The sequence below is a fragment of the Shinella curvata genome (genome assembly GCF_022899935.1).
In the GTDB taxonomy this organism is placed as follows: Bacteria; Pseudomonadota; Alphaproteobacteria; order Rhizobiales; family Rhizobiaceae; genus Shinella; species Shinella curvata.
Genome location: NZ_JALJCJ010000004.1, coordinates 581,023 through 600,004, shown reverse-complemented (window position 1 = coordinate 600,004; position 18,982 = coordinate 581,023). Strand labels below are relative to the sequence as shown.

16 protein-coding genes and 1 riboswitch are annotated in these 18,982 nt (G+C 61.9%); of the genes, 13 read left to right on the top strand and 3 right to left on the bottom strand.

Features of this window, described 5'->3' with window-relative positions; genetic code table 11:
- Positions 1 to 89 precede the first annotated feature (89 nt).
- Positions 90 to 1,850: a peptidase domain-containing ABC transporter gene (locus tag MUU55_RS17715; RefSeq protein WP_244762068.1), complete on the bottom strand. Its 1,761-nt coding sequence runs from the start codon at positions 1,848 to 1,850 to the stop codon at positions 90 to 92.
- A gap of 317 nt (positions 1,851 to 2,167) precedes the next feature.
- Between MUU55_RS17715 and MUU55_RS17710 the strand changes: the two genes are divergently transcribed.
- From MUU55_RS17710 to MUU55_RS17655, 12 genes are all read left to right on the top strand, one after another.
- Positions 2,168 to 4,486 carry a TonB-dependent receptor gene (locus MUU55_RS17710; RefSeq protein WP_244762067.1) on the top strand — a complete coding sequence of 773 codons (2,319 nt, stop codon included), beginning with the start codon at positions 2,168 to 2,170 and terminating at the stop codon, positions 4,484 to 4,486.
- 66 nt (positions 4,487 to 4,552) lie between these two features.
- Entirely contained in the window at positions 4,553 to 6,235 is a 1,683-nt protein-coding gene (locus MUU55_RS17705; RefSeq protein ID WP_244762066.1) for an ABC transporter ATP-binding protein/permease, read from the top strand.
- Between the two features lie 26 nt (positions 6,236 to 6,261).
- Complete coding sequence (locus tag MUU55_RS17700; RefSeq protein WP_244762065.1) at positions 6,262 to 7,005, top strand: ChuX/HutX family heme-like substrate-binding protein; 744 nt, start codon at positions 6,262 to 6,264, stop codon at positions 7,003 to 7,005.
- Between the two features lie 4 nt (positions 7,006 to 7,009).
- Positions 7,010 to 7,858 (top strand): ChaN family lipoprotein, encoded by an 849-nt coding sequence (locus tag MUU55_RS17695; RefSeq protein WP_244762064.1) that lies wholly within the window; start codon positions 7,010 to 7,012, stop codon positions 7,856 to 7,858.
- Positions 7,855 to 8,406, top strand: coding sequence for an invasion associated locus B family protein (locus MUU55_RS17690; RefSeq protein WP_244762063.1), 552 nt, complete (start codon positions 7,855 to 7,857; stop codon positions 8,404 to 8,406). The genes MUU55_RS17695 and MUU55_RS17690 overlap by 4 nt, the downstream gene beginning before the upstream one ends.
- A gap of 18 nt (positions 8,407 to 8,424) precedes the next feature.
- Positions 8,425 to 9,162: a HugZ family pyridoxamine 5'-phosphate oxidase gene (locus MUU55_RS17685; protein ID WP_244762062.1), complete on the top strand. Its 738-nt coding sequence runs from the start codon at positions 8,425 to 8,427 to the stop codon at positions 9,160 to 9,162.
- Between the two features lie 211 nt (positions 9,163 to 9,373).
- A riboswitch (cobalamin riboswitch) is annotated at positions 9,374 to 9,577 on the top strand.
- Between the two features lie 157 nt (positions 9,578 to 9,734).
- Positions 9,735 to 11,642, top strand: coding sequence for a TonB-dependent receptor plug domain-containing protein (locus tag MUU55_RS17680; RefSeq protein WP_244762061.1), 1,908 nt, complete (start codon positions 9,735 to 9,737; stop codon positions 11,640 to 11,642).
- Positions 11,642 to 12,490, top strand: coding sequence for an ABC transporter substrate-binding protein (locus MUU55_RS17675; protein ID WP_244762060.1), 849 nt, complete (start codon positions 11,642 to 11,644; stop codon positions 12,488 to 12,490). The genes MUU55_RS17680 and MUU55_RS17675 overlap by 1 nt, the downstream gene beginning before the upstream one ends.
- Positions 12,487 to 13,488, top strand: coding sequence for a FecCD family ABC transporter permease (locus MUU55_RS17670; protein ID WP_244762059.1), 1,002 nt, complete (start codon positions 12,487 to 12,489; stop codon positions 13,486 to 13,488). The genes MUU55_RS17675 and MUU55_RS17670 overlap by 4 nt, the downstream gene beginning before the upstream one ends.
- The gene (locus MUU55_RS17665; protein WP_244762058.1) at positions 13,485 to 14,282 is read left to right on the top strand and encodes an ABC transporter ATP-binding protein; all 798 of its coding nucleotides are present in this window, start codon (positions 13,485 to 13,487) and stop codon (positions 14,280 to 14,282) included. Before MUU55_RS17670 ends, MUU55_RS17665 begins: the two co-directional genes overlap by 4 nt.
- A complete protein-coding gene (locus tag MUU55_RS17660; RefSeq protein WP_244762057.1) occupies positions 14,275 to 15,309 on the top strand; it encodes a DUF6925 family protein in 1,035 nt (344 codons plus the stop codon). Before MUU55_RS17665 ends, MUU55_RS17660 begins: the two co-directional genes overlap by 8 nt.
- On the top strand, positions 15,293 to 16,027 hold the full coding sequence (locus MUU55_RS17655) for an adenosylcobinamide amidohydrolase (RefSeq protein WP_244762056.1): 735 nt from the start codon (positions 15,293 to 15,295) through the stop codon (positions 16,025 to 16,027). Before MUU55_RS17660 ends, MUU55_RS17655 begins: the two co-directional genes overlap by 17 nt.
- A gap of 198 nt (positions 16,028 to 16,225) precedes the next feature.
- On the opposite strand, the gene MUU55_RS17650 is transcribed toward MUU55_RS17655, so the two are convergent.
- Both MUU55_RS17650 and MUU55_RS17645 read right to left on the bottom strand, forming a co-directional pair.
- On the bottom strand, positions 16,226 to 16,468 hold the full coding sequence (locus MUU55_RS17650; protein WP_244762055.1) for a hypothetical protein: 243 nt from the start codon (positions 16,466 to 16,468) through the stop codon (positions 16,226 to 16,228).
- A 299-nt stretch (positions 16,469 to 16,767) separates the two neighbouring features.
- Entirely contained in the window at positions 16,768 to 17,451 is a 684-nt protein-coding gene (locus MUU55_RS17645) for a GntR family transcriptional regulator (RefSeq protein ID WP_244762054.1), read from the bottom strand.
- A gap of 199 nt (positions 17,452 to 17,650) precedes the next feature.
- Here MUU55_RS17645 and MUU55_RS17640 point away from each other — a divergent pair, with 199 nt between their 5' ends.
- On the top strand, positions 17,651 to 18,760 hold the full coding sequence (locus MUU55_RS17640; RefSeq protein ID WP_244762053.1) for a mandelate racemase/muconate lactonizing enzyme family protein: 1,110 nt from the start codon (positions 17,651 to 17,653) through the stop codon (positions 18,758 to 18,760).
- Positions 18,761 to 18,982: the final 222 nt, after the last annotated feature.

Genomic DNA, 18,982 nt, shown 5'->3' with positions numbered 1-18,982 from the left:
GGCGATCGTCAAACCGTGAAATAATCACAATGTGTGTGCTTTGTGTAATGTGAGCGGCCCATCGTAGCGTAATACCCTCTTGTGGAACTTCATGCCCGCACATAGTCGCGCCACAGCGTCTTGTAGGGCTCACAGGCTTCGACGAGATCCTCATGCTGTCCGGTTCCTGCAATCATGCCTTCGTCGAGCACGACAATCAGGTCCGCGGCCCGGGCGGAAAACAGGTGATGGGTAACAAGAATGATGAGGCGATCTCGCCCCATCGTCAGGATTTTGCGCTCCAGTGCCAAAGCCTGCTCGGCGTCGAGCGCTGATGTCGGCTCGTCAAAGACGGCTATCTGTGGGCTTCGCGATGCGGCACGCGAAATGGCAAGGCGCTGACGCTGACCACCCGAGAGGTTCTGCGCGGCAGGAAGCAGCTCCGTTTCCAGGCCTTTGGGAAGACTTTGCACAAAGGTTTCCGCGGAAGAGAATTGCAGCGCGGCGTCGATCTCGGCTTCCGTCAGCGGATGGGAAACAGCTGCCTGGATATTTTCGCGAACACTGCCCGAGAAAAGCGAAGTTTCCTGATCGACACCCCCGAACCTCTGACGCAACCATCGTGGATGATAGGTGCGCACATCCACATCGCCGATCGTCACCCGACCGTCATACTGGCGTTCGAGCCCAATCAGGGTCCGCAACAAACTGGATTTCCCCGAGCCATTGCGACCGACGATCGCGACCACACCGGTGAGCGGCAGTTTTAGAGATACACCATTGAGGGCCGGCTGCCGTGCTTGCGGATAAGAGAGCGTCAGACCTTCGACCGCGATTGCTCCAAGATGGGTCGGACGATGCGCTGGTGCGCTGTCGGCGCGTTCCGGTTCGTGACGCAGATACGCATCGATGGCCGCAACGGTGGTGCTAACGGAATGGAACTGGACCAGAATGCCGGCACTTGTCAGCATCGGCATGACCGCGCGCGTGACGAGCATCTGCAACGCCAGAAGGCCACCGATCGTCAGGTCGCCGTTGAGGATGCGCAGACAGCCGACAAGAACCACCAGCAGGATGAGAATTTCCGTAAGGAGCCCCATCGTGAAGGCGTAGGAATGCGAGAGGTTCAGAATTCGCCAGCGCGCTCGAACCGCCTCATCCGATTTCGCCGTCCACCGCTGAATGAAGAAGCGCTCCACGGCATTGGACTTGATGGCCCGCAGGTTATTGACCGTTTCCGCCGTAGCGCCTTGGAGGACACCGTTCAGCCGGAAACTGGCGCGGCTTGCCTCCCCGAGTTGCGCATTGGTTTTGCGGGCAAAGAATGCGAATACAGCTGCGACCCCGGCCGCCAGCACGGAAACGACCGGATCATAGTAGAAAGCGACGACAAACGAGACGACAGCGCCGAGCAAGGTGAAAAAGAAATTCGGCGCCGTCGAGAGCATAAATGTGGCGACACGCTGAGATTCGTTAAGCAAGTTGATTGAGTTGCCGGCGCCGGAGACAGACCCCTGAAAAGGCAGGCGCATCATTCGGATATAGATACGTCTCGACAAACGAGTTGTCAGCCGTGCCTCAAGGTCATTGATAAGGCTGTTTTGCCAACGCACAGAAATGTGCCGTGCGGCGGCGGCCGCAATTGCAATCCCAGCAAAGATTGCCGCTGCACGACCGTCGTGACCTGTCATGACGCTATCGATAATCTTCTGCGACAGGATCGGCACGACGATGGAAAGACCGATCCCCACAAGCGACAGGGCGATAGATAGCGCAAAGCGACGGCGGTGCATCGTGAACATGCGTAGAATTGCAGACCAGGAACCGAATCGCAGGCCGCGCAGGGAGGTCATGGTTTCGTGGAATCGCATTGTCTGCCATCGAAAAAGTGGAGCTGTGAGGGACAGCTAGTCTATCGACGCCCCAGCGTCAAATAACATGATAATTGAGATCATATTTTTAACCCGAACCCCTTGAGGCCTCGACACATCGCCATACGATTGCTCTAAGGAAAGCCGTCGCATTGTGGGCCGCCCGATACGCCGAGAAGCAATTTAGAATATTTTCAAATGCATAGCGGCTCGCCAAAATATGATTCTTTTTATCCACTTTAAACTTGATTCTTCGATTCAAGTTTAATAGGCCGACACCCACACCACGTGAAGGTGGTTGAAACAGGGGTTGGGCCATGTTGAAAAATGTCACCGACGCGCCGCGCGCGTCATTCCGTCGTCATGTCGGGCTGCTTGCCGGCGGGGTTGCATCCGTCAGCCTCGCCATGCCGCTTTCGGCGCTCGCGCAGGACAATCCGTCCGGGCTTACGGACACCCAGGCGACAGTCCTCGAGCAGATCGTCGTGCTCTCGACGCGCCGGGAAAAGAGAGTCCTCGACGTTCCCCAGTCGATTTCGGTGATCGACCGACAGCAGCTCGACGAACGCAACGTCCGTGACATCCAGGACCTCGTTCGCCATGAGCCCGGCGTCTCGGTGACGCGAACGACGTCGATCACCAATCCGTGGGGACAGCTGACCTCCTTCTCGATCCGCGGCATGGGCGGCAACCGCGTTCAGCTGACGGTCGATGGTTCCCGCGTTCAGGAACAGATCACCGACGGCAGCCGCGATTTCCTTGACATGAGCAACATGAAGGCGGTCGAAATCGTCAAAGGCCCGAACTCGGTGCTTTGGGGCGCCGATGCGCTAGGCGGCGCGGTCATGTTCCGCACGCGCGACCCCTCCGACCTCCTGACGAAGGACGGCAAGCCCTGGGCGCTTGAAGTGAAGAGCGGTTATGACAGCTTCGATCACAGCTGGCGCAAGCAGGTAACCGCCGCCTATGATTTCGGCGACGTCCAGGTTCTCGGCAGCTACGGCCATACGTCTGCCAGCGAACCGCGCCTCAGCAATGCCCGCGCCGATGGCGGCATCTGGGGTTGCACGCGCCTCTACATCGGCTGCGACAAGATTTTCCCGGCCGACACGGACGTCAACAATGCGTTGGCAAAAGTCGTCTGGACGCCGGACGGCGAACACACGATCAAGCTGACGGGCGAGCTTTTCGACCGGAAGACCAGCATCACTCAGCTGTACGACATGACGGAATCCACGACAGGTGTTCCCTCGCCCATGTCCTATGTCAATGATTCCTACCTGCGCGACCTCGACATGAGCCGCAAGCGCATTGCACTCGAACACAATTGGGATGTCGGCGCGAGCTGGCTCGATACGCTGAACTGGCGCGTTTCCTATTCGCCGCAGGAGCGTGAAACCGACAGCAACCAGCGCCGCCGCTATTCGGATCGCTACCAGCTGCACAACCAGTATCGTGACTACAGCGAGACCTTCTATGAAGCGGATATCCAGCTCCAGTCGTCGTTCGATCTCGGGCCGACCCAGCACACGCTGACCTACGGCTTCGACGGCGACCGTACGAAGGGCGACTATGCCGGCATCAACACGATCTACAACTCCCTGACGGACGCGACCACGACCACCATCAACCAGGGCTTCAGCTTCCCGCGTGTGACGACGGAGCGGGCGGACATCTACCTCCAGGATGAAATCGCCCTGCTCGACGGCCGCCTGACCCTGACGCCCGGCGTGCGGCTGGCGCACTATTCGATCGATCCGACAGGGGACAGCACCTATCCCGGCCTGCCCGGCTTCGAACCGGAAAAGCAGAGCCAGACCGAACTGATCAAGCGCTTCGGTGCAAACTACAAGCTCGACGATACCTACTCGGTCTATGCCGCCTATGGCGAGGGCTTCAAAATGCCGACCTCGGCACAGCTCTTCCAGTCCAGCACTGATATTTTCACGGGCTCGTCGATCGTGCCGAACCCGGCGCTTCGGCCGGAATCGGTCCAGAACTACGAGGTCGGTTTCCGTGGCGAGCTTGACCGCGGCTACTTCACCGTCAGCGCCTTCTATGCCGAATATACCGACTTCATCCGCAGCCTGCGCCCGACGACGGTCACCGCACCTGATGGCACGAAGGTCACGGCCTACACCTCCGACAATGTCGAGGACGTGCGCTTCTGGGGCCTCGAATTCGGCGGCGAATACGAAGTCATGGAAAACACCACGGCGTCGGCCAACATTGCGTGGAGCCGCGGACGCCAGAAGGTGAACGCGGCAGCGGCTACCACGTCCTTCGACGGCGCCATCCCGGTCGTCGCGGTCCTCGGCCTGAGGCATGAGCTGCCGGACTACGGCCTGCAGTTCGAGCTTCTCACCACCCTCGCCTCCGGTCGGAACGAGAGCAGCAATCCGGATGCCTATCTGCCCTCCGGCTACGCCCTGTTCGACGCCTACGCGAAGTGGTCGCCACGCGAAAACTTCGAGCTGACGGCGGGCATCGAGAACATCTTTAACCGCCGCTACTTCCCCAACACGCTGACGAGCCACGCCAATTCCGCAGATCCACTCACGGCCAACGTGAACCCGCTGGAACTGCAGACTGGCGCGGGCCGCACCTTCAAGCTCGGCGCGACGGTGAAGTTCTGACGCACGCAAACGGGAGGGACGGTACACGCCGCCCCTCCCCGCCTTCTGGATAGATGGACCGATCCCATGCTGAACGTCTTCAGGCAGTTTCGCCGGCTCATGGCGCTGTGTCTCACCGCCCCCGGAAACAAGGCGAGCCTGCTGCTCTTTGCCGTGGTGGTCGCGCTCAATCTCGGCAGCGTCTACGCCACGCTGCGCCTCGTGCAATGGACGGGGGAATTTTACTCCGCTGTGGAAAAAGTGAATGCCGCGGAAGCGCTGCGGCAGATCGGCATTTTCGGCATCATCGTCGGCCTGAATTCCACACGCCACCTGCTTGGCGAATATCTGCGCAAGACACTGGAAATCCGCTGGCGCCGCAGTCTCACCGACGCGGCCATCGACGCATGGACGCGGGGCAAAGCCTATTGGCATCTCGCCCATGGGGAGAATGCCATCGACAATCCGGACCAGCGGATCGCCGAAGATTGCCGCCTCTTCGTCAGCGGCCTGCTCGGCGAAGCGATCGACCTCATCCAGCGTGTCGTTGGCCTGTTTTCCTACATTGCCCTTCTCTGGACGCTCGCCGCCTTCCCGTTGAGCATCTCGCTTTTCGGTCTTTCCGTGAACATCCCGCATTACATGGTCTGGGCCGCCTTCCTTTATGTCGCGCTGTCCAGCGGCATTACCCATCTGCTTGGACGGCCGCTCAAAAGCCTCTTTGCCGAACAGCAGCGTCGGGAAGCAAGTTTCCGCTATGCCATGGCCCGTTGGCGTACCGCCTTCGACGAGGTGGCGCTGACCAATGGCGAGGACGCGGAAAAACGCCTCTTCCGCAATCGTTTCGATCTCGTTGCCTCGAACTGGCGGCGGTTGATCGGCCGGGAACTCATCCTTGGAACCTTCACCTATCCGTTCCAGCATTCCGTCCTGCGCATTCCGCTCTTCGTGGCACTGCCCGGTTACTTTGCCGGCCACGTCGCCTTCGGCGGTCTCATGCAGCTCGCCACCGCTTTTTCCAGTGTCGTGACGACGCTCTCCTGGTTCATCTTCTCCTACAGGGACCTCGCCGACCTGGTCGCCACGTCAGCACGCCTCGACACGTTCATCCAGAAGGCGAAGGCAGCGGCAGAAAGCCCCTCTCCCTTCACGCAGGCTGCCGCGCGTTCGGACGCCCGGCTCCGGAACGTGCAGGTGAAGGCACCCGACGGACGCAACCTGATTGCGATCGATGACCTGACGATCAGACCGGGAGAAACAATCTGGCTGCGTGGTGATTCCGGGCTCGGCAAGACGACGCTCACCAAGGCTCTGGCCGGTTTTTGGCCGCATGGCGAGGGCGAAATTGCGCGCGCTGCCGGCAACTGGATGTTCCTGCCGCAAAAACCATGGCTGTCGTCCGGCACCGTGATGGAGGCAGCGGCCTATCCGCTGACCATCGATATTTTCGGCACCCAGGCCGTGCAGCAGGCGCTTTGCGACGTCGGCCTCGGCACGAAAACGGATGCTTCGACCGAAGGGCTCTCCGGCGGAGAAATACAACGCGTCGCGTTTGCCCGCCTTCTGTTGCATCGGCCGCAATGGGCCGTGCTCGATGAAGCGACGAGCGCGCTCGATCTCGCATCGGAACGCTACCTGCTCTCCCTGCTGCGCCAGCGGATGCCCGATACCGCCTTCCTTGTCATCGCCCATCGCGATCCTGCCGCGATAGCACCACAGCGGACAATCGACCTCGGCGCCCCCGCCGTGGCGATCGCCGCCCTCGCCTGATCCTTCTTACATCTCTGGAGTTCCAAATGACCGACCACGCCCCTTCCACCCGCAGATCCATCACCGACCGCGCCGATACCGTGCTCCAGCGCCTGCCGCAGATCGGCAAGCTCATGATCATCGGCAAGACCGACGCCGTGACCCACGAGCGCATCGGACCGGTCGAGACCGTCGAGCATGACGGCGACCTGCTCGTCTGTCGCGGTGCAGCTCATGACAGCCGTATCGAGACGGCCCGCATCGCGTCGATGATCATCGACATATCCAGCGTCATGCGCGAACAGGTCTATCCCCGCATCGATTTCAACGACGCCGCGGGCAACGCGGTCGTGAGTGTGGTCGGCTTCGGCGGCCTTGAACCTTTCGAAGCCGCGCTTGCGGGCCTTTCTCTCGCGCCTCTGGCCGAGGCCAAGGCGGTTTCCGAACGCAAGGAGCGCCCTGAGGTCGCCATCGACGACCCCGGTCGCGCGCCACTGGAAGCGGCGCTCGCCTCCGGACACCGCATCACGATCGCTTTCGAAAAACCGGGATTTTCCCAGCGATGGACGGGCGTGGTGCCCAAAGTCAGCCCCGGAATGGGCTTCATCAATGTGATGGATGGTGACTTCCACCTTCATCTGCCCGGCGGATCCGTGGCGCACTGGACGCGCCAGAAGGCCGGCGACCGCACGCAACTGATAGCGCTCGGCAGCGACGGCCAGCCCATCGGCCTTTCGCTTTCGGCCGAAGACGACGCGGCCTTTGACGTCGTCGGCGAAGCAGCGGAGTAGGATCATGACCGGCATCCTGCATCTGCCAGGCACATGGCTCGACCCGCAGACAGCGACGGAACTGTCACATGCGGACCTCCTGCACAGACTCGCCCGCAAGCGCGCCGTGCTTCTTGGCGAAACCCACGACCGTTACGACATCCACCGCTGGCAGCTTCATGTCGCCGCCAGCCTGCTTGCCACCGGAAGGCCGCTGGTCATGGGGTTCGAAATGTTCCCCCGCCGTGTGCAGCCGGCGCTGGACGCGTGGGTTACCGGCCATCTCGAAACAGCCGATTTCCTTGAGCAATCGGAATGGGCAACGGTCTGGGGCTTCACGCCGGAACTCTATCTTCCGCTTTTCCATTTCTGCCGGCAGTTCCGCGTACCGATGAAGGCCCTCAATTGCCGCCGCCCGCTCGTCACCGAAGTCGGCAAGCTGGGCTGGGAGGCCATTCCCGAAGCTGAACGCGACGGCGTGACGCCCGCAAAGCCGGCAACCGCCGCCTACCGGCAGTACCTCTTCGATCTCACCGGCGGGGGGAGCCCGGCACGCAAGGTCACCACCGCCGACAGCCCGGATTTCGATCGCTTCGTGCGCGCCCAGCAAACCTGGGATCGGGCTTTCGCCTGCGGCATCGCCGATGTTCTCAACGGCACGCCCGACGCACTGGTGATCGGCATCATCGGCCGGGGCCACCTGGAATTCGGCCACGGAACACCCTTCCAGTTGGCCGATCTCGGCGTTGCGGAGGTTGCCGTGCTCCTGCCCTCCGACGAAACATCATTCGATCCTGACCGCTCCGCCGGCATTGCGGATGCCCTCTTCCGGCTCGACACCCATGACAAGGCTCCAGGGAGAACCGCCTCGTGATACGCAACGCCCTTCTTCTCACACTGTGTGTCGCATCGATCGCCACCGCGACTGCCCCCGCGTCGGCCGCCGAGACGAGCAAGGCCGCGGCTCTGCCCGGAGGCGCTTCCTCCCTTCAGGAAAATCACGGTGACTGGACGGTCTCGTGCCGCGTGGCAGAAGCGCGCAAATCCTGCATGATCCTGCAGGCGCTCGGCCGCAGCTCGGGCGAGACGGTCCTCAGTCTGGAACTGGTCCCGCTCAGCGAAACACGCGCGGAAGGCATCCTCCTTTCGCCCTTCGGATTGAAACTTTCAGACGGCGTGAAAATCGCTGTCGATGGAAAGCCCTTCGACACGTCGCTGCCGTTCATGACCTGCGTCGAAGCCGGTTGCATCGTCCCGATCACGCTGGAGACGGAGCAGCTCGCCCAATTGAAGAACGGCAAGGAAGTGCTTGTTTCCGCGGCCAATGCAAGCAGTGGCGCCGCCGTAGACCTCAAGCTTTCGCTTTCCGGTTTCAAGACCGCCTTCGACCGGGCGCGTTCATTGCTTTCCTCCACCAATTGATCCGCTCAGGAGATATCCATGACAGCCATCACCCCGCGCGGGATCGAAATTAACGCCGACGCGGCGCTGCCATTCGAGGCCATTCGTGTCGCCCAGCAGTTGCTGCGCACATCACGAACCCTCGCCTTGGCGACTCTCGACCCCAGCGGCTACCCCTACAACACTGTCACCAACTTCATCTGTGAACCCGATGGCACGGTCCTCTTCTACGTGTCCGGCCTGGCCGTTCACGCACGCAATATCGAGCGCGACAACAGAGTTGCGGTGACAGTGGCGGAAACTTCAAACGACGTGTTGACGACGCCCCGACTGACGCTCGTCGGCCGCGCCGTGCGCATCGGGGACGCCGAGATCGACGCGGTAAAGGCGCGTTACCAGGCCACCTTCCCAAAGGCGAAGCTCTATCTCGCCCTGCGTGATACGGCGCTCTACCGTGTCGAGGTAGAAAGCGTACAGCTGAACGGAGGCCCGGCGCGCAATGCAAACGACGTGCTGCCGATGCACCTGCGCGTGGATTTGAGCGATGCTGGAGACTTGATGGCGAACCTTGAGGACACTATCGAGCGCCTCAATGCAGACGGCTTGCCCGAAAGGCTTGCGACGCTGGCAAGCGCCACGGCCGACCGTTGGAGCGTCGTCTCCCTCGATCCGAACGGAATAGACCTCGCCTCGGCGGGCGCCGTCGCACGCTACTGGTTCCCGGAACCGATTGGATCACGGGAGGCACTTGACGCTCTGGTCGAGACCTTTCGCTAGTTGACCCGTGGGCTGAAGTGGCACCGCTTTTGCCGCAGCCGAGTCAAACACGTGAGCAACAATTCCAGTGAACCAGAGAATGTACCGAAGTGCCCTTGGATACGGTATGTTACGGAAGCTGCGATCCTCACCTGGCGCGCACTCAGCAGGAAACTGGCTACAATCTGTGGGAAAACGATACGTCCCTTGACCCCAGCTTTGAACCGTTCATAAGCTGGGTCACGAAACAGGTTCCGTCAGCACGACGGATGAAAAGGGAACACGGTGAGGACTACCCATCAGGGGCCGAAACCGGGACTGCCCCCGCAACTGTAACCGCCGAGCTTGCCCCATGATGCCACTGCGCGAAAGCGCGGGAAGGCGGGGAGAGCAATGACGCGGAAGTCAGGAGACCTGCCTGTCTCGGTCACCCATGCCAGGATACGGGGAGTGTCCGGGCGCGGCCGTCCGTAGCGGTGACATTGTCGAAGATGTCGCCGTGATGCCGGATGATCCGTGGAAGCCTTCTTCCCCCGATACCTTTCCAGCCCGCGGTGGAGAACCGTGCAGGCACGTCCTGCCGTGGGGGAAAGATGAGAAACTATCTGGCGGGGACATCCCTGCTTGCCGTCGCGTTTTGCCAACCCGTTCTTGCGCAGGACCAGACACCGACCGAACTCAAGGAAATCGTGATCACCGATGGCTTGACTGCGGTGGAACTCAGGAAATCCGGCCGCGCCGTCACCGTCATCACCGGTGAGGAGATGAAAAAGAACCAGATCCACTATGTCTCGGACGCCCTGCGGCAGGTACCCGGCTTTGCCATTTCTCGCACAGGGTCCGCCGGTGGCCTCACTCAGGCGCGCGTGCGCGGCGCGGAAGGCAATCACGTGCTCGTCGTCATCGACGGCGTCGAGGTGAACGACAATGGCCAGGGCGAATTCGATTTCGGCAGCCTCATCGCCGATGACATCGAGCGCATCGAGATTCTGCGCGGCCCGCAAAGCACCTTCTGGGGCGCCAACGCGATGTCCGGCGTCATCAACATCATCACCAAGAAGGGCGAACGCAATTCGACCACATCGACGGCACGCACAGAGTTTGGCACCGACGGCACTGTCCTGGGCGCGCTGTCGACCCGCGGCGGCGGCGAGAACTTTGACTACTCGCTCTCGGGCACCCTTCGCCGCTCCGAGGGCTTCAACATTTCCGACATCGGCGGGGAGGACGACGGCGACCGCAACGGTACGCTGAACGGCAAGTTCTCCCTCGACCTGTCGCCCGACACGACGGTGGACGGCACGTTGCGCTACGTCGATCGCCGCAGCGACCTGGACCCGCAGGACTACGATACCGCGATGACCTACGATGCGGACGACTACACGAAGAGCCGTGAGATCTTCGGTTCGATCGGTCTCACCAACACCGCGCTCGATGGCGCATTGACGCAGAAGGCGCGTTTTTCCGGTAACGATATCGACCGTTTCAACCATTCCGGCGCATTCGGCGACAGCTGGAACGACGGCAATCGCTACAACGCGACCTACCAAGCCTCCTATCGCTATGACGAGCTTGAAAACCAGGTCCATCAGGTGACCGCCGGCTATGAATGGCAGCGCGAAACCTTCTCGCCCTCCCACCTCGCCGAGACTTTCAGCCGCAATGCCCATTCGCTGATCGGAGAGTATCGCGGGGAGTTCTTCGACCAGTTTTATCTCAATGCCGGTGCAAGACAGGACTGGAACGACGCCTTCTCGGATGCCGCGACCTGGACGGTCAGCGCCGCCTGGCAGATCCCCGATGCGGATACGCGGCTCCATGCCTCCATCGGCACGGCCGTGACCAATCCGACCTTCTACGAGCAGTTCGGCTACATTCCCGGTACATTCATCGGCAACCCGAACCTGAAGCCGGAGGAAAGCCTGGGCTGGGATATCGGTGTGGAGAAGAGCTTCTTCGACGGAGGTCTGGTCGTCGATGTCACCTACTTCAAACAGAACCTCGAAAACGAGATCGCCACGGTCTATAATCCCGACTTCACTTCATCGCCCGTCAACCGCAGCGGCGAAAGCCTGCGGCAGGGCGTCGAGGTTTCAGCGACCGTCGATTTCTTCAACGGCCTAACCATGACCGGCGCCTACACCTATACCGATGCAAGCGAGCAGATGGTGGCTGGCGGGCCAAGGCTGGCGGAAGTGCGCCGTCCACGCCATACGGGCTCACTGAATGCCGCTTATGTCTTCTATGAGAACCGGGCGCGCGTCTTTGCCGAAGCCGTTTTCAACGGCAAGATGGAAGATAATGTCTTTGCGACCTTCGTACCACCGCGCGTCACGCTCGGCGGCTACACCGTGGTCAATGTGGGCGGCAGCTTCAAGGTCAACGAGACAGTGGAGGTCTTCGGCCGCATCGACAATCTGTTCGACCGCGACTACCAGGAAGTCTACGGCTTCAACACGCCGGGCCTGACGGCTTTTGCCGGCGTGAAGGCGACCTTCTGATGGGCGGCAGGCGTTGGCATGCGGTGATCCTTGCCGGCCTCCTCTGGCCGGAAGCGGCCGTCCGTGCCGACGCCTTTCCCGAACGGGTCGTGTCGATGAACGTCTGCACGGACCAGCTGGCCATGCTCGTCGCACGGCCCCGACAGCTTCTCTCGGTCTCCTATCTGGCGCGCGATGCCGGCACCTCGGCCATGGTGGAGGAAGCCGGCGCCTATGTCGTCAATCACGGGCTGGCAGAGGAAATCTTCCTGATGAAGCCGGACCTTGTGCTCGCTGGCACCTATTCGACACGCACGACCGTCTCGCTGCTGCGCCGTCTCGGTTTCCGCGTCGAGGAATTCGAACCCGAAACCTCCTTCGAGGCGGTTCGCGCGAACATCACCCGCATGGGCAGCCTGCTCGGCAATCCCGAACGGGCGACGGCGCTGGTCGCCGGTATGGACGCGGAAATCGCCGCCCTCGAAACCACCGGCACGCCGCGCCTGCGCACAGCGCTCACGTTCGCCAACAGCTACACGTCCGGTTCCGGGACGCTCGTTTCCGAAGTGGTCAGGCACGCGGGCCTCGTCAACATTGCCGAGACCTTCGGCATAGCAGGCGTCGCCCGCCTGCCGCTGGAACTGCTTGTCCTTGCCGATCCCGAACTGATGGCCGGCGGTCGCCCGGGGGTTGAAGGCCCTGCCCTCGCCGAGCAGAACTTTGCCCATCCCGCCTACCGCGCCCTTGCGGCTGCCACCGCCGAGGCGCCGCTCGAAAACCGGCTGACGGTCTGCGGCGGACCGTTCACTCTTGAGGCGGCCCGTGTGCTGCAGGATGCGGCCCGCCGGGCAAAGGGGCCGGCCCCATGATCATTCGCTCCCACCACCGCGCCAGCCTCGCCTGCCTTGCGGCGGCGTGCCTTGCACTCTTCCTTCTCTCGCTCACCATCGGCCCGGCCGATATCCGCTTTTCCGACAGTCTTCAGGCACTCTTCGGCAGCGGCGACGACCTCATGGTTCTGGTGATGCAGGAAATCCGCCTACCCCGGGCCCTGCTCGGCCTTCTGGTGGGGGCGACGCTCGGTCTTTCCGGCGCGGCATTGCAAGGCTATCTGCGCAATCCGCTCGCCGAACCGGGCCTGATCGGCGTCAGCGCTTCGGCCTCGCTCGGTGCGGTCATCGCCATCTATACCGGGCTTTCGGCGCTGTTCGTGCTCGCCCTGCCGCTGCTGGCCCTTCTCGGCGCGATGCTGGCCGTCCTCGTCCTGCAGACCATGGCCGGCATGGACGGGCGACCGCTCACCGTCATCCTCACAGGCATCGCGATTTCCAGCCTTGCTGGCGCGATGACCTCGCTTGTGCTGAACCTCTCGCCCAATCCCTTCGCCGCAACCGAGGTCATGTTCTGGATGCTCGGCTCGCTCACCGATCGCTCGATGCCGCATGTCTGGCTGATGCTGCCCTTTACGGCGCTCGGCTGGCTGTTGCTTTTGCGCCTCGGCCGGGCGCTCGATGCTCTCAGTCTCGGCCCGGATGTCGCCGCCAGCATGGGTGTCGACCTCGGGCGCGTGCAGCGGCTTGCTGTGCTCGGCACGGCGCTTTCGGTCGGTGCGGCCACCGCCGTCGCCGGCGCCATCGGCTTCGTCGGCCTCATCGTGCCGCACCTGCTGCGTCCCCTTGTCGGCGCACAGCCCTCGCGGCTTCTGCCGGCCAGCGCGCTCGGCGGCGCGGTGCTTTTGCTAAGCGCCGATATCCTTGTGCGCGTCATCGCGCCGGATCGCGACATCAAGCTCGGCGTGCTGACGGCCATCGTCGGCGCACCCTTCTTCTTCTGGCTTGTCTGGTCGCACAGGAGGACGGGACTGTGAGTGTTCTTGCAATCGAGAACCTGTCGGCGACGCTTTCCGGCAGACGGGTCGTGGACGGCGTCTCGCTCACCGCCGGCAAGGGTAGCTTCACCGGGCTCATCGGCCCGAACGGCGCCGGCAAGTCGACGTTCCTGCGCGCCTGCCTCGGCCTCGTCCCGGCAAGCGGCGCGATACGCCTCGACGGCACCGACCTTTCGGCCCTGCGCCCCGCCCAGCGCGCGCGGCATCTCGCCTACCTCCCGCAAGAGCGCGAGATCGCCTGGGCAATGAGCGTGGAGGCCGTTGTGGCGCTCGGCCGCCTGCCGCACCATGCACGCTTCGCTGCCCCATCGCAGCGCGACAAAGCGGCGACAGAGGCGGCGCTGACACGCATGGATCTATGCGCCTTCCGCCATCGCGCGGTCACCAGCCTTTCCGGCGGCGAGCGCGCGCGTGTGCTGATCGCCCGCGCGCTGGCGCAGGAAACGCCGGTGCTGTTTGCCGACGAGCCGCTGGCCGGGCTCGACCCGCAGCACCAGATCGCGCTCATGCGGCTCTTCCGGGAGCTTGCGGCGGAAGGCCGTATCGTCGTTGCCTCGATGCATGACCTCACGCTCGCGGCGCGCTGGTGCGATCGGCTGCTCCTTCTAGAGGGTGGGCATGCGCATGCGGAGGGCCGGCCGGAAGACGTTCTGACCGCCCGCACCCTCGAAGACGTCTACACGGTCGAGGCGTTCATCGGCACGGCCGCCGGCGGCCTGATCGTGCAGCCCGTCGGCCTGTCGCAGAAAAAGAAGGAAGAAAACCATGGCTGATCTCAGGGACACCCTGCAACGCCATCTCGTCGACGAGAAAACCGGTTGGAGCATGGGCTCCTTCGGCGCCGTTGCGGAATTCCATCAGGATAAGGGGGAGTTCCTGGAAGCAGACGCGCCGGCGCTTTTCGTGCGCGCGACCCGCCGCGGCGCGATCCGCCTCAACGCGGCGACGGTGGACCGCATCGAACCCGTCGCCTACGAGACGCTCAGCCCGAAGCCGCACCGCTGGAGCCACGCGCTGGCGCTTTGTCTGCCGGTGAAGGAGGCTGTCGGGAACAGGCGCAATACGCTGACCGAACTCGGCCCGGACGAAAACGCCGTGCGCTCCTCCGACCGCCAGGCGGTCCTGTTCGACATGGGCCTTGCATTGCCGCAATGCGATTTCTGCATCCGCACCGAAGACCCGGATCTTCTCGCGGTCTTGCGTGAGAATGCCGGACGCAGCCTGTTCGACCCAGCCAACCCGGCAGGTGGCGCCGTCTTGAAGGCCCATCCGCACCGCGTTGCGCTGACCGGGATCGGCCGCGTCGAGGTTTTCCAGAAGATCGGCGGGCCGGATACCGGGGGCGTCTCGCCGCCCGGCCCCCATACCCATCTCCTGCCGCAACTCCTGAAGGCGAACCGCACCCATTCGGCCAACACGCCAATCCCCGACCATCTCGTACCGCTCGGCTATCTGCATCCGGCAAACCCGGTCATGGACGGCATGGGCGCGGACATCGACTTCGATCTCGACGACCATGCCCGTTTTCAAAGCCTTTATGAGCAATTCGCTCGGCCGGACCTGCCCGTGCTCCGCAAGATCGTGCTGGATGCCTTGGCCAGGAAGATGGAACCGAATGATTTTACCGCGCCGGCGGATCGTTTCGGCCGCGCGGCACTGCGCCTGACGCTTCGCCAGCAGCACCGCCTTGCCGAGAAATTCGGGAGCGCTACCTATCGCGAACTCGTCGCCCGCTGGCGGGAGGTCTTCGACAAGGTGACCGACACCGCAGCGGCAGACGATGATGCTCCAGGACACTGAAGGGACACGGCCGGCAGAGCCTATCGCGGCCTTTTCGATCTGGAGCGCCGCACCTTTCCTCGTCGCGGAATTCGACACGCCGCAGAACATGCTAAGCTGGTCGCTGACCCGTCCCGGTTTCGTCGTGGCCCGGTCGGTTGTCTGGCTCGAGGTTCGCGATAGCGACCTGCCCATCCATGTCGATCCCGCCGAACTCCTACGCGAACGCATGTGCAGAGAAGGGCATGCTGAGGCCGTGCATCTCATGACCTCGCGCGATCTCGCCCACCATCATCTGGCCAGCGCCGCCGCTGGCGCGGTTACATCTTCCTGCCTTGCCACGGTCGGCCTTTCCAATGCCGCCCGGATCGGCGAGCCCTTCGATGGCAGCGCCCCCATCGGCACGATCAACCTTCTCGCCCATGTCAACGCATCCTTGTCCGAGGCTGCACAACTAGAAGCGCTTTCGATCGTCACCGAAGCCCGCACCGCCGCTGTCATGGATCTTGGTCTCAAACGCAGGGGCCATATCGTGACCGGTACAGGAACCGATTGCATTGTTGTCGCGTGCCCATGCGATGGCCAGGAGATGCAATTTGCCGGACTTCATACCGATATCGGCCTATCGCTAGGACGGGCAGTCTACGATGCTGTTACCGAGGGAGGTCTGCAATGGCTCGTGGAACGATCCGTTGCATCAGAGGAGACATTCGAACCTGACGAGCTGCCAAAAGGCTGATCGTGCTCTTCTCAAGAAGAAGACAAGACGGAGAATCAGAAGCAGCATTGAAAGAGCCTTTAGAATCTTGGGCCACTCTCCGCCGCTGCTGACTCCAAAGGATCTAGGATCCTGCAGCTTGTTATCGCTGTCCTCCGGCGGCGAATACCACGAAAACGCGGATCGATAGATCTCGCACGACAAGGACATCATCTTTCTCTAGTCCAACCAGAACGTTCGATCCCAGACGGTGACCGCACCAGCCACCTCAGCGATGATGAACCGCACGCGTCGTGCCACCTCGGGCGGGATACGCCCCTCGATCACAATGGCCTGCGGCTGAAACGTGATTTCGATCACGAACTGAGCACAGAGTTCATCATAGGCTACCGCAGCTTTGATCGATGCGCGCAAGCCGTATTCCTGCGCACCGAAGCCGCCACTGAGAGATGCTTGAAACATCTCACCCTCCCATGTTTTCTAATATTCTTAAAAAACAGGATCGGCGCTGCGATGTTCCCATTAATCTACTGAAAAACAACGGATTTCACGGTCGGCATGAAGGCAAGGCAACACTAGGGGATCCAGCCCACTCCTGGGCCGGATCCCAACCGCCCCCCCGGATGGTCCATTCGCATTCTGCGGCAGGTCGGAGAACATTGCTATTAAATTTGACGCACCGATAATCGCTGACAATTCGAGTTACCGCGGTCCGTATACTGCGGATACATCGCGCCGTGGCTTTAGATGCAGCGAGCCGCTCAGCCTTCGGAGACGACCTCGCGAGCGAGCAGCGAGACAAGGCCGGCGCGTATATGGTCGATATGCAGATGCATGAAATGTGCGCCTTCCTCGAAGGCGCCCTGTTCGCAGAGGCGCAGGAGTTCCGCATGTTCGGCGACAGCCCGTTCGCGGTCACCGCGGATGGTCGAGAGCTGGATGCGGGTATGCCGGTCGCATTCGACGAGCAGGTTCTGTACCGTGAGCGCGATACGCGGGCTATGCGCGTGCCGATAGAGGGTAAGGTGGAACTCGGTATTCAGTTCGTTCCACCTATCGATGTCGAGCGTGTCGATGGACTTTGCATAGTGCATCTGGATCTGGCGCAGAGCCTTGAAATCCTCCTTCGTCAACAACGGAGCCGACCGCCTGAAGAGGAACGGCTCGAGGAGCAGTCGCATATTGAACAGCTCCTCGATCTCTTCCGCCGTGAGCTGCACGACCACCGCGCCCCGATGCGGCAGAATCTTGAGCAGCCCCTCGCTTTCGAGCTGGACCAGCGCTTCGCGGATCGGGATGCGGCTCATCCCGAGGTCGCCGGCCAAACCGTCCTGCCGCAGCTGGAAGCCCGGAGGATAACTGCCCGACAGGATGCGGTTGCGGATTTCCTCGGCCGCCGCGGACGCCATCGTCTTGTGCTTGAGGTTCTTTCCGACTGCGGTCATGACTCGATTTCCGTGCGTTTTTCACAGCCTATAGTGAGTTTGTGATTTTATACAATATTCGCGCCAATTGACGGACGTCGGCCTTGTGCACCCGCCATTCCGCATGAACGCACCTTTGCAACCATTCGAAATGGCGCAGCCGCTTGATAATCGCTAATTTATATTTTATACAATATACAAAATTGGATTGGAGAACGTCATGAAAATCGTCGGTATCGATATCTTCAAATACGAAGTCGGCTACGCGCACGGCACCTACGTCATGTCCGGCAATCGCATCGCTGACAACGAAGACGGTACGGTCGTGCGGATTAGGACAGATGAAGGCCTCGCCGGCTGGGGTGAGATCACGACGCTCGGCAAGGTCTATCTGCCCACCTTCCCGGATGGCATCCGCACGGCTTTGAAGGATCTCGGCGAAGCGCTGCTCGGTGCGGACCCGACGAATATCGGCAAGGTCGCACGCATCATGAACGGCACGCTGATGGGCCAGGAATTCGCCAAGAGCCCGATCGACATCGCCTGCTGGGACATTCTGGGAAAATCGTTGAACCGGCCGATCTCGGCGCTGATCGGCGGCGTCCTGAACGAACGCTTCCCGATCTACGAGGCGGTTCCGCTGGATCGCCCCGAGGCGATGGCAGAATTCATTCAGGAACGGCGGCGCGCCGGGATCAATCGCTTTCAGCTGAAGGTCGGCAACAACCCGTTCGACGACATCGCCCGCACGCGGGCGAGCGTCGAGGCAGGCGATTTCCAAACCGTCATCGTTGCCGATTCCAACGGAGGCTGGTCACTCGCCTCCGCCAAGCTGGCACTCCAGGGGCTGGCAGGCCTGCCCGTCTATGTCGAGCAGCCCTGCCGCAGCACGGCCGACTGCATCCTCGCCCATCGCGGGTCGTCGGTCCCGCTGGTGCTCGACGAGTCCATCGTCAACCACGACGAGGTTTACCGCGCGAAATACGAGGCCAATGCGGTTTCCGTTAACCTGAAATTCGGAAAGCTCGGCGGCCTCACCAATGTCGTGAAGGCCCGCGACCTGCTGCAGGAACTGAACATGGCGGTATCCGTCGAGGATATGTGGGGCGGCGACATCATCACGGCCGCTACCTCACATGTGGCTGCAACGACACGTCCGGAATCCCTCCTGATGACCCCGTTCTTCAACGACTGGACGGACGGTCACCTGGCGAACTACACGCCCCGCTCCGCGGCCGGCTTTGGCTCCGCACCGACAGCGTCCGGTCTCGGCATCGAGGTCGACGCATCGAGGCTGGGCCAGCCGTTGTTCACTGTGGGAGAAAAATAGATCACCGGTCGCCCGCGCGAACGTCTTTTCTACCATGTCGTGGAGAGAACCCGATTCTCGGAATTCAGGAAGCCACCTGAGCATAGTTCTTGATGGGAGAAGAACCCTCGACCCCGTCATTCCGCACGTTGAAAGACCCTAAGCTCGGTCACTTCGCCAAGTCCACCCTTCGACCGAAAGATAGCACATCAAGCATCTCGGTACTTAACTGAAGGTCCGACA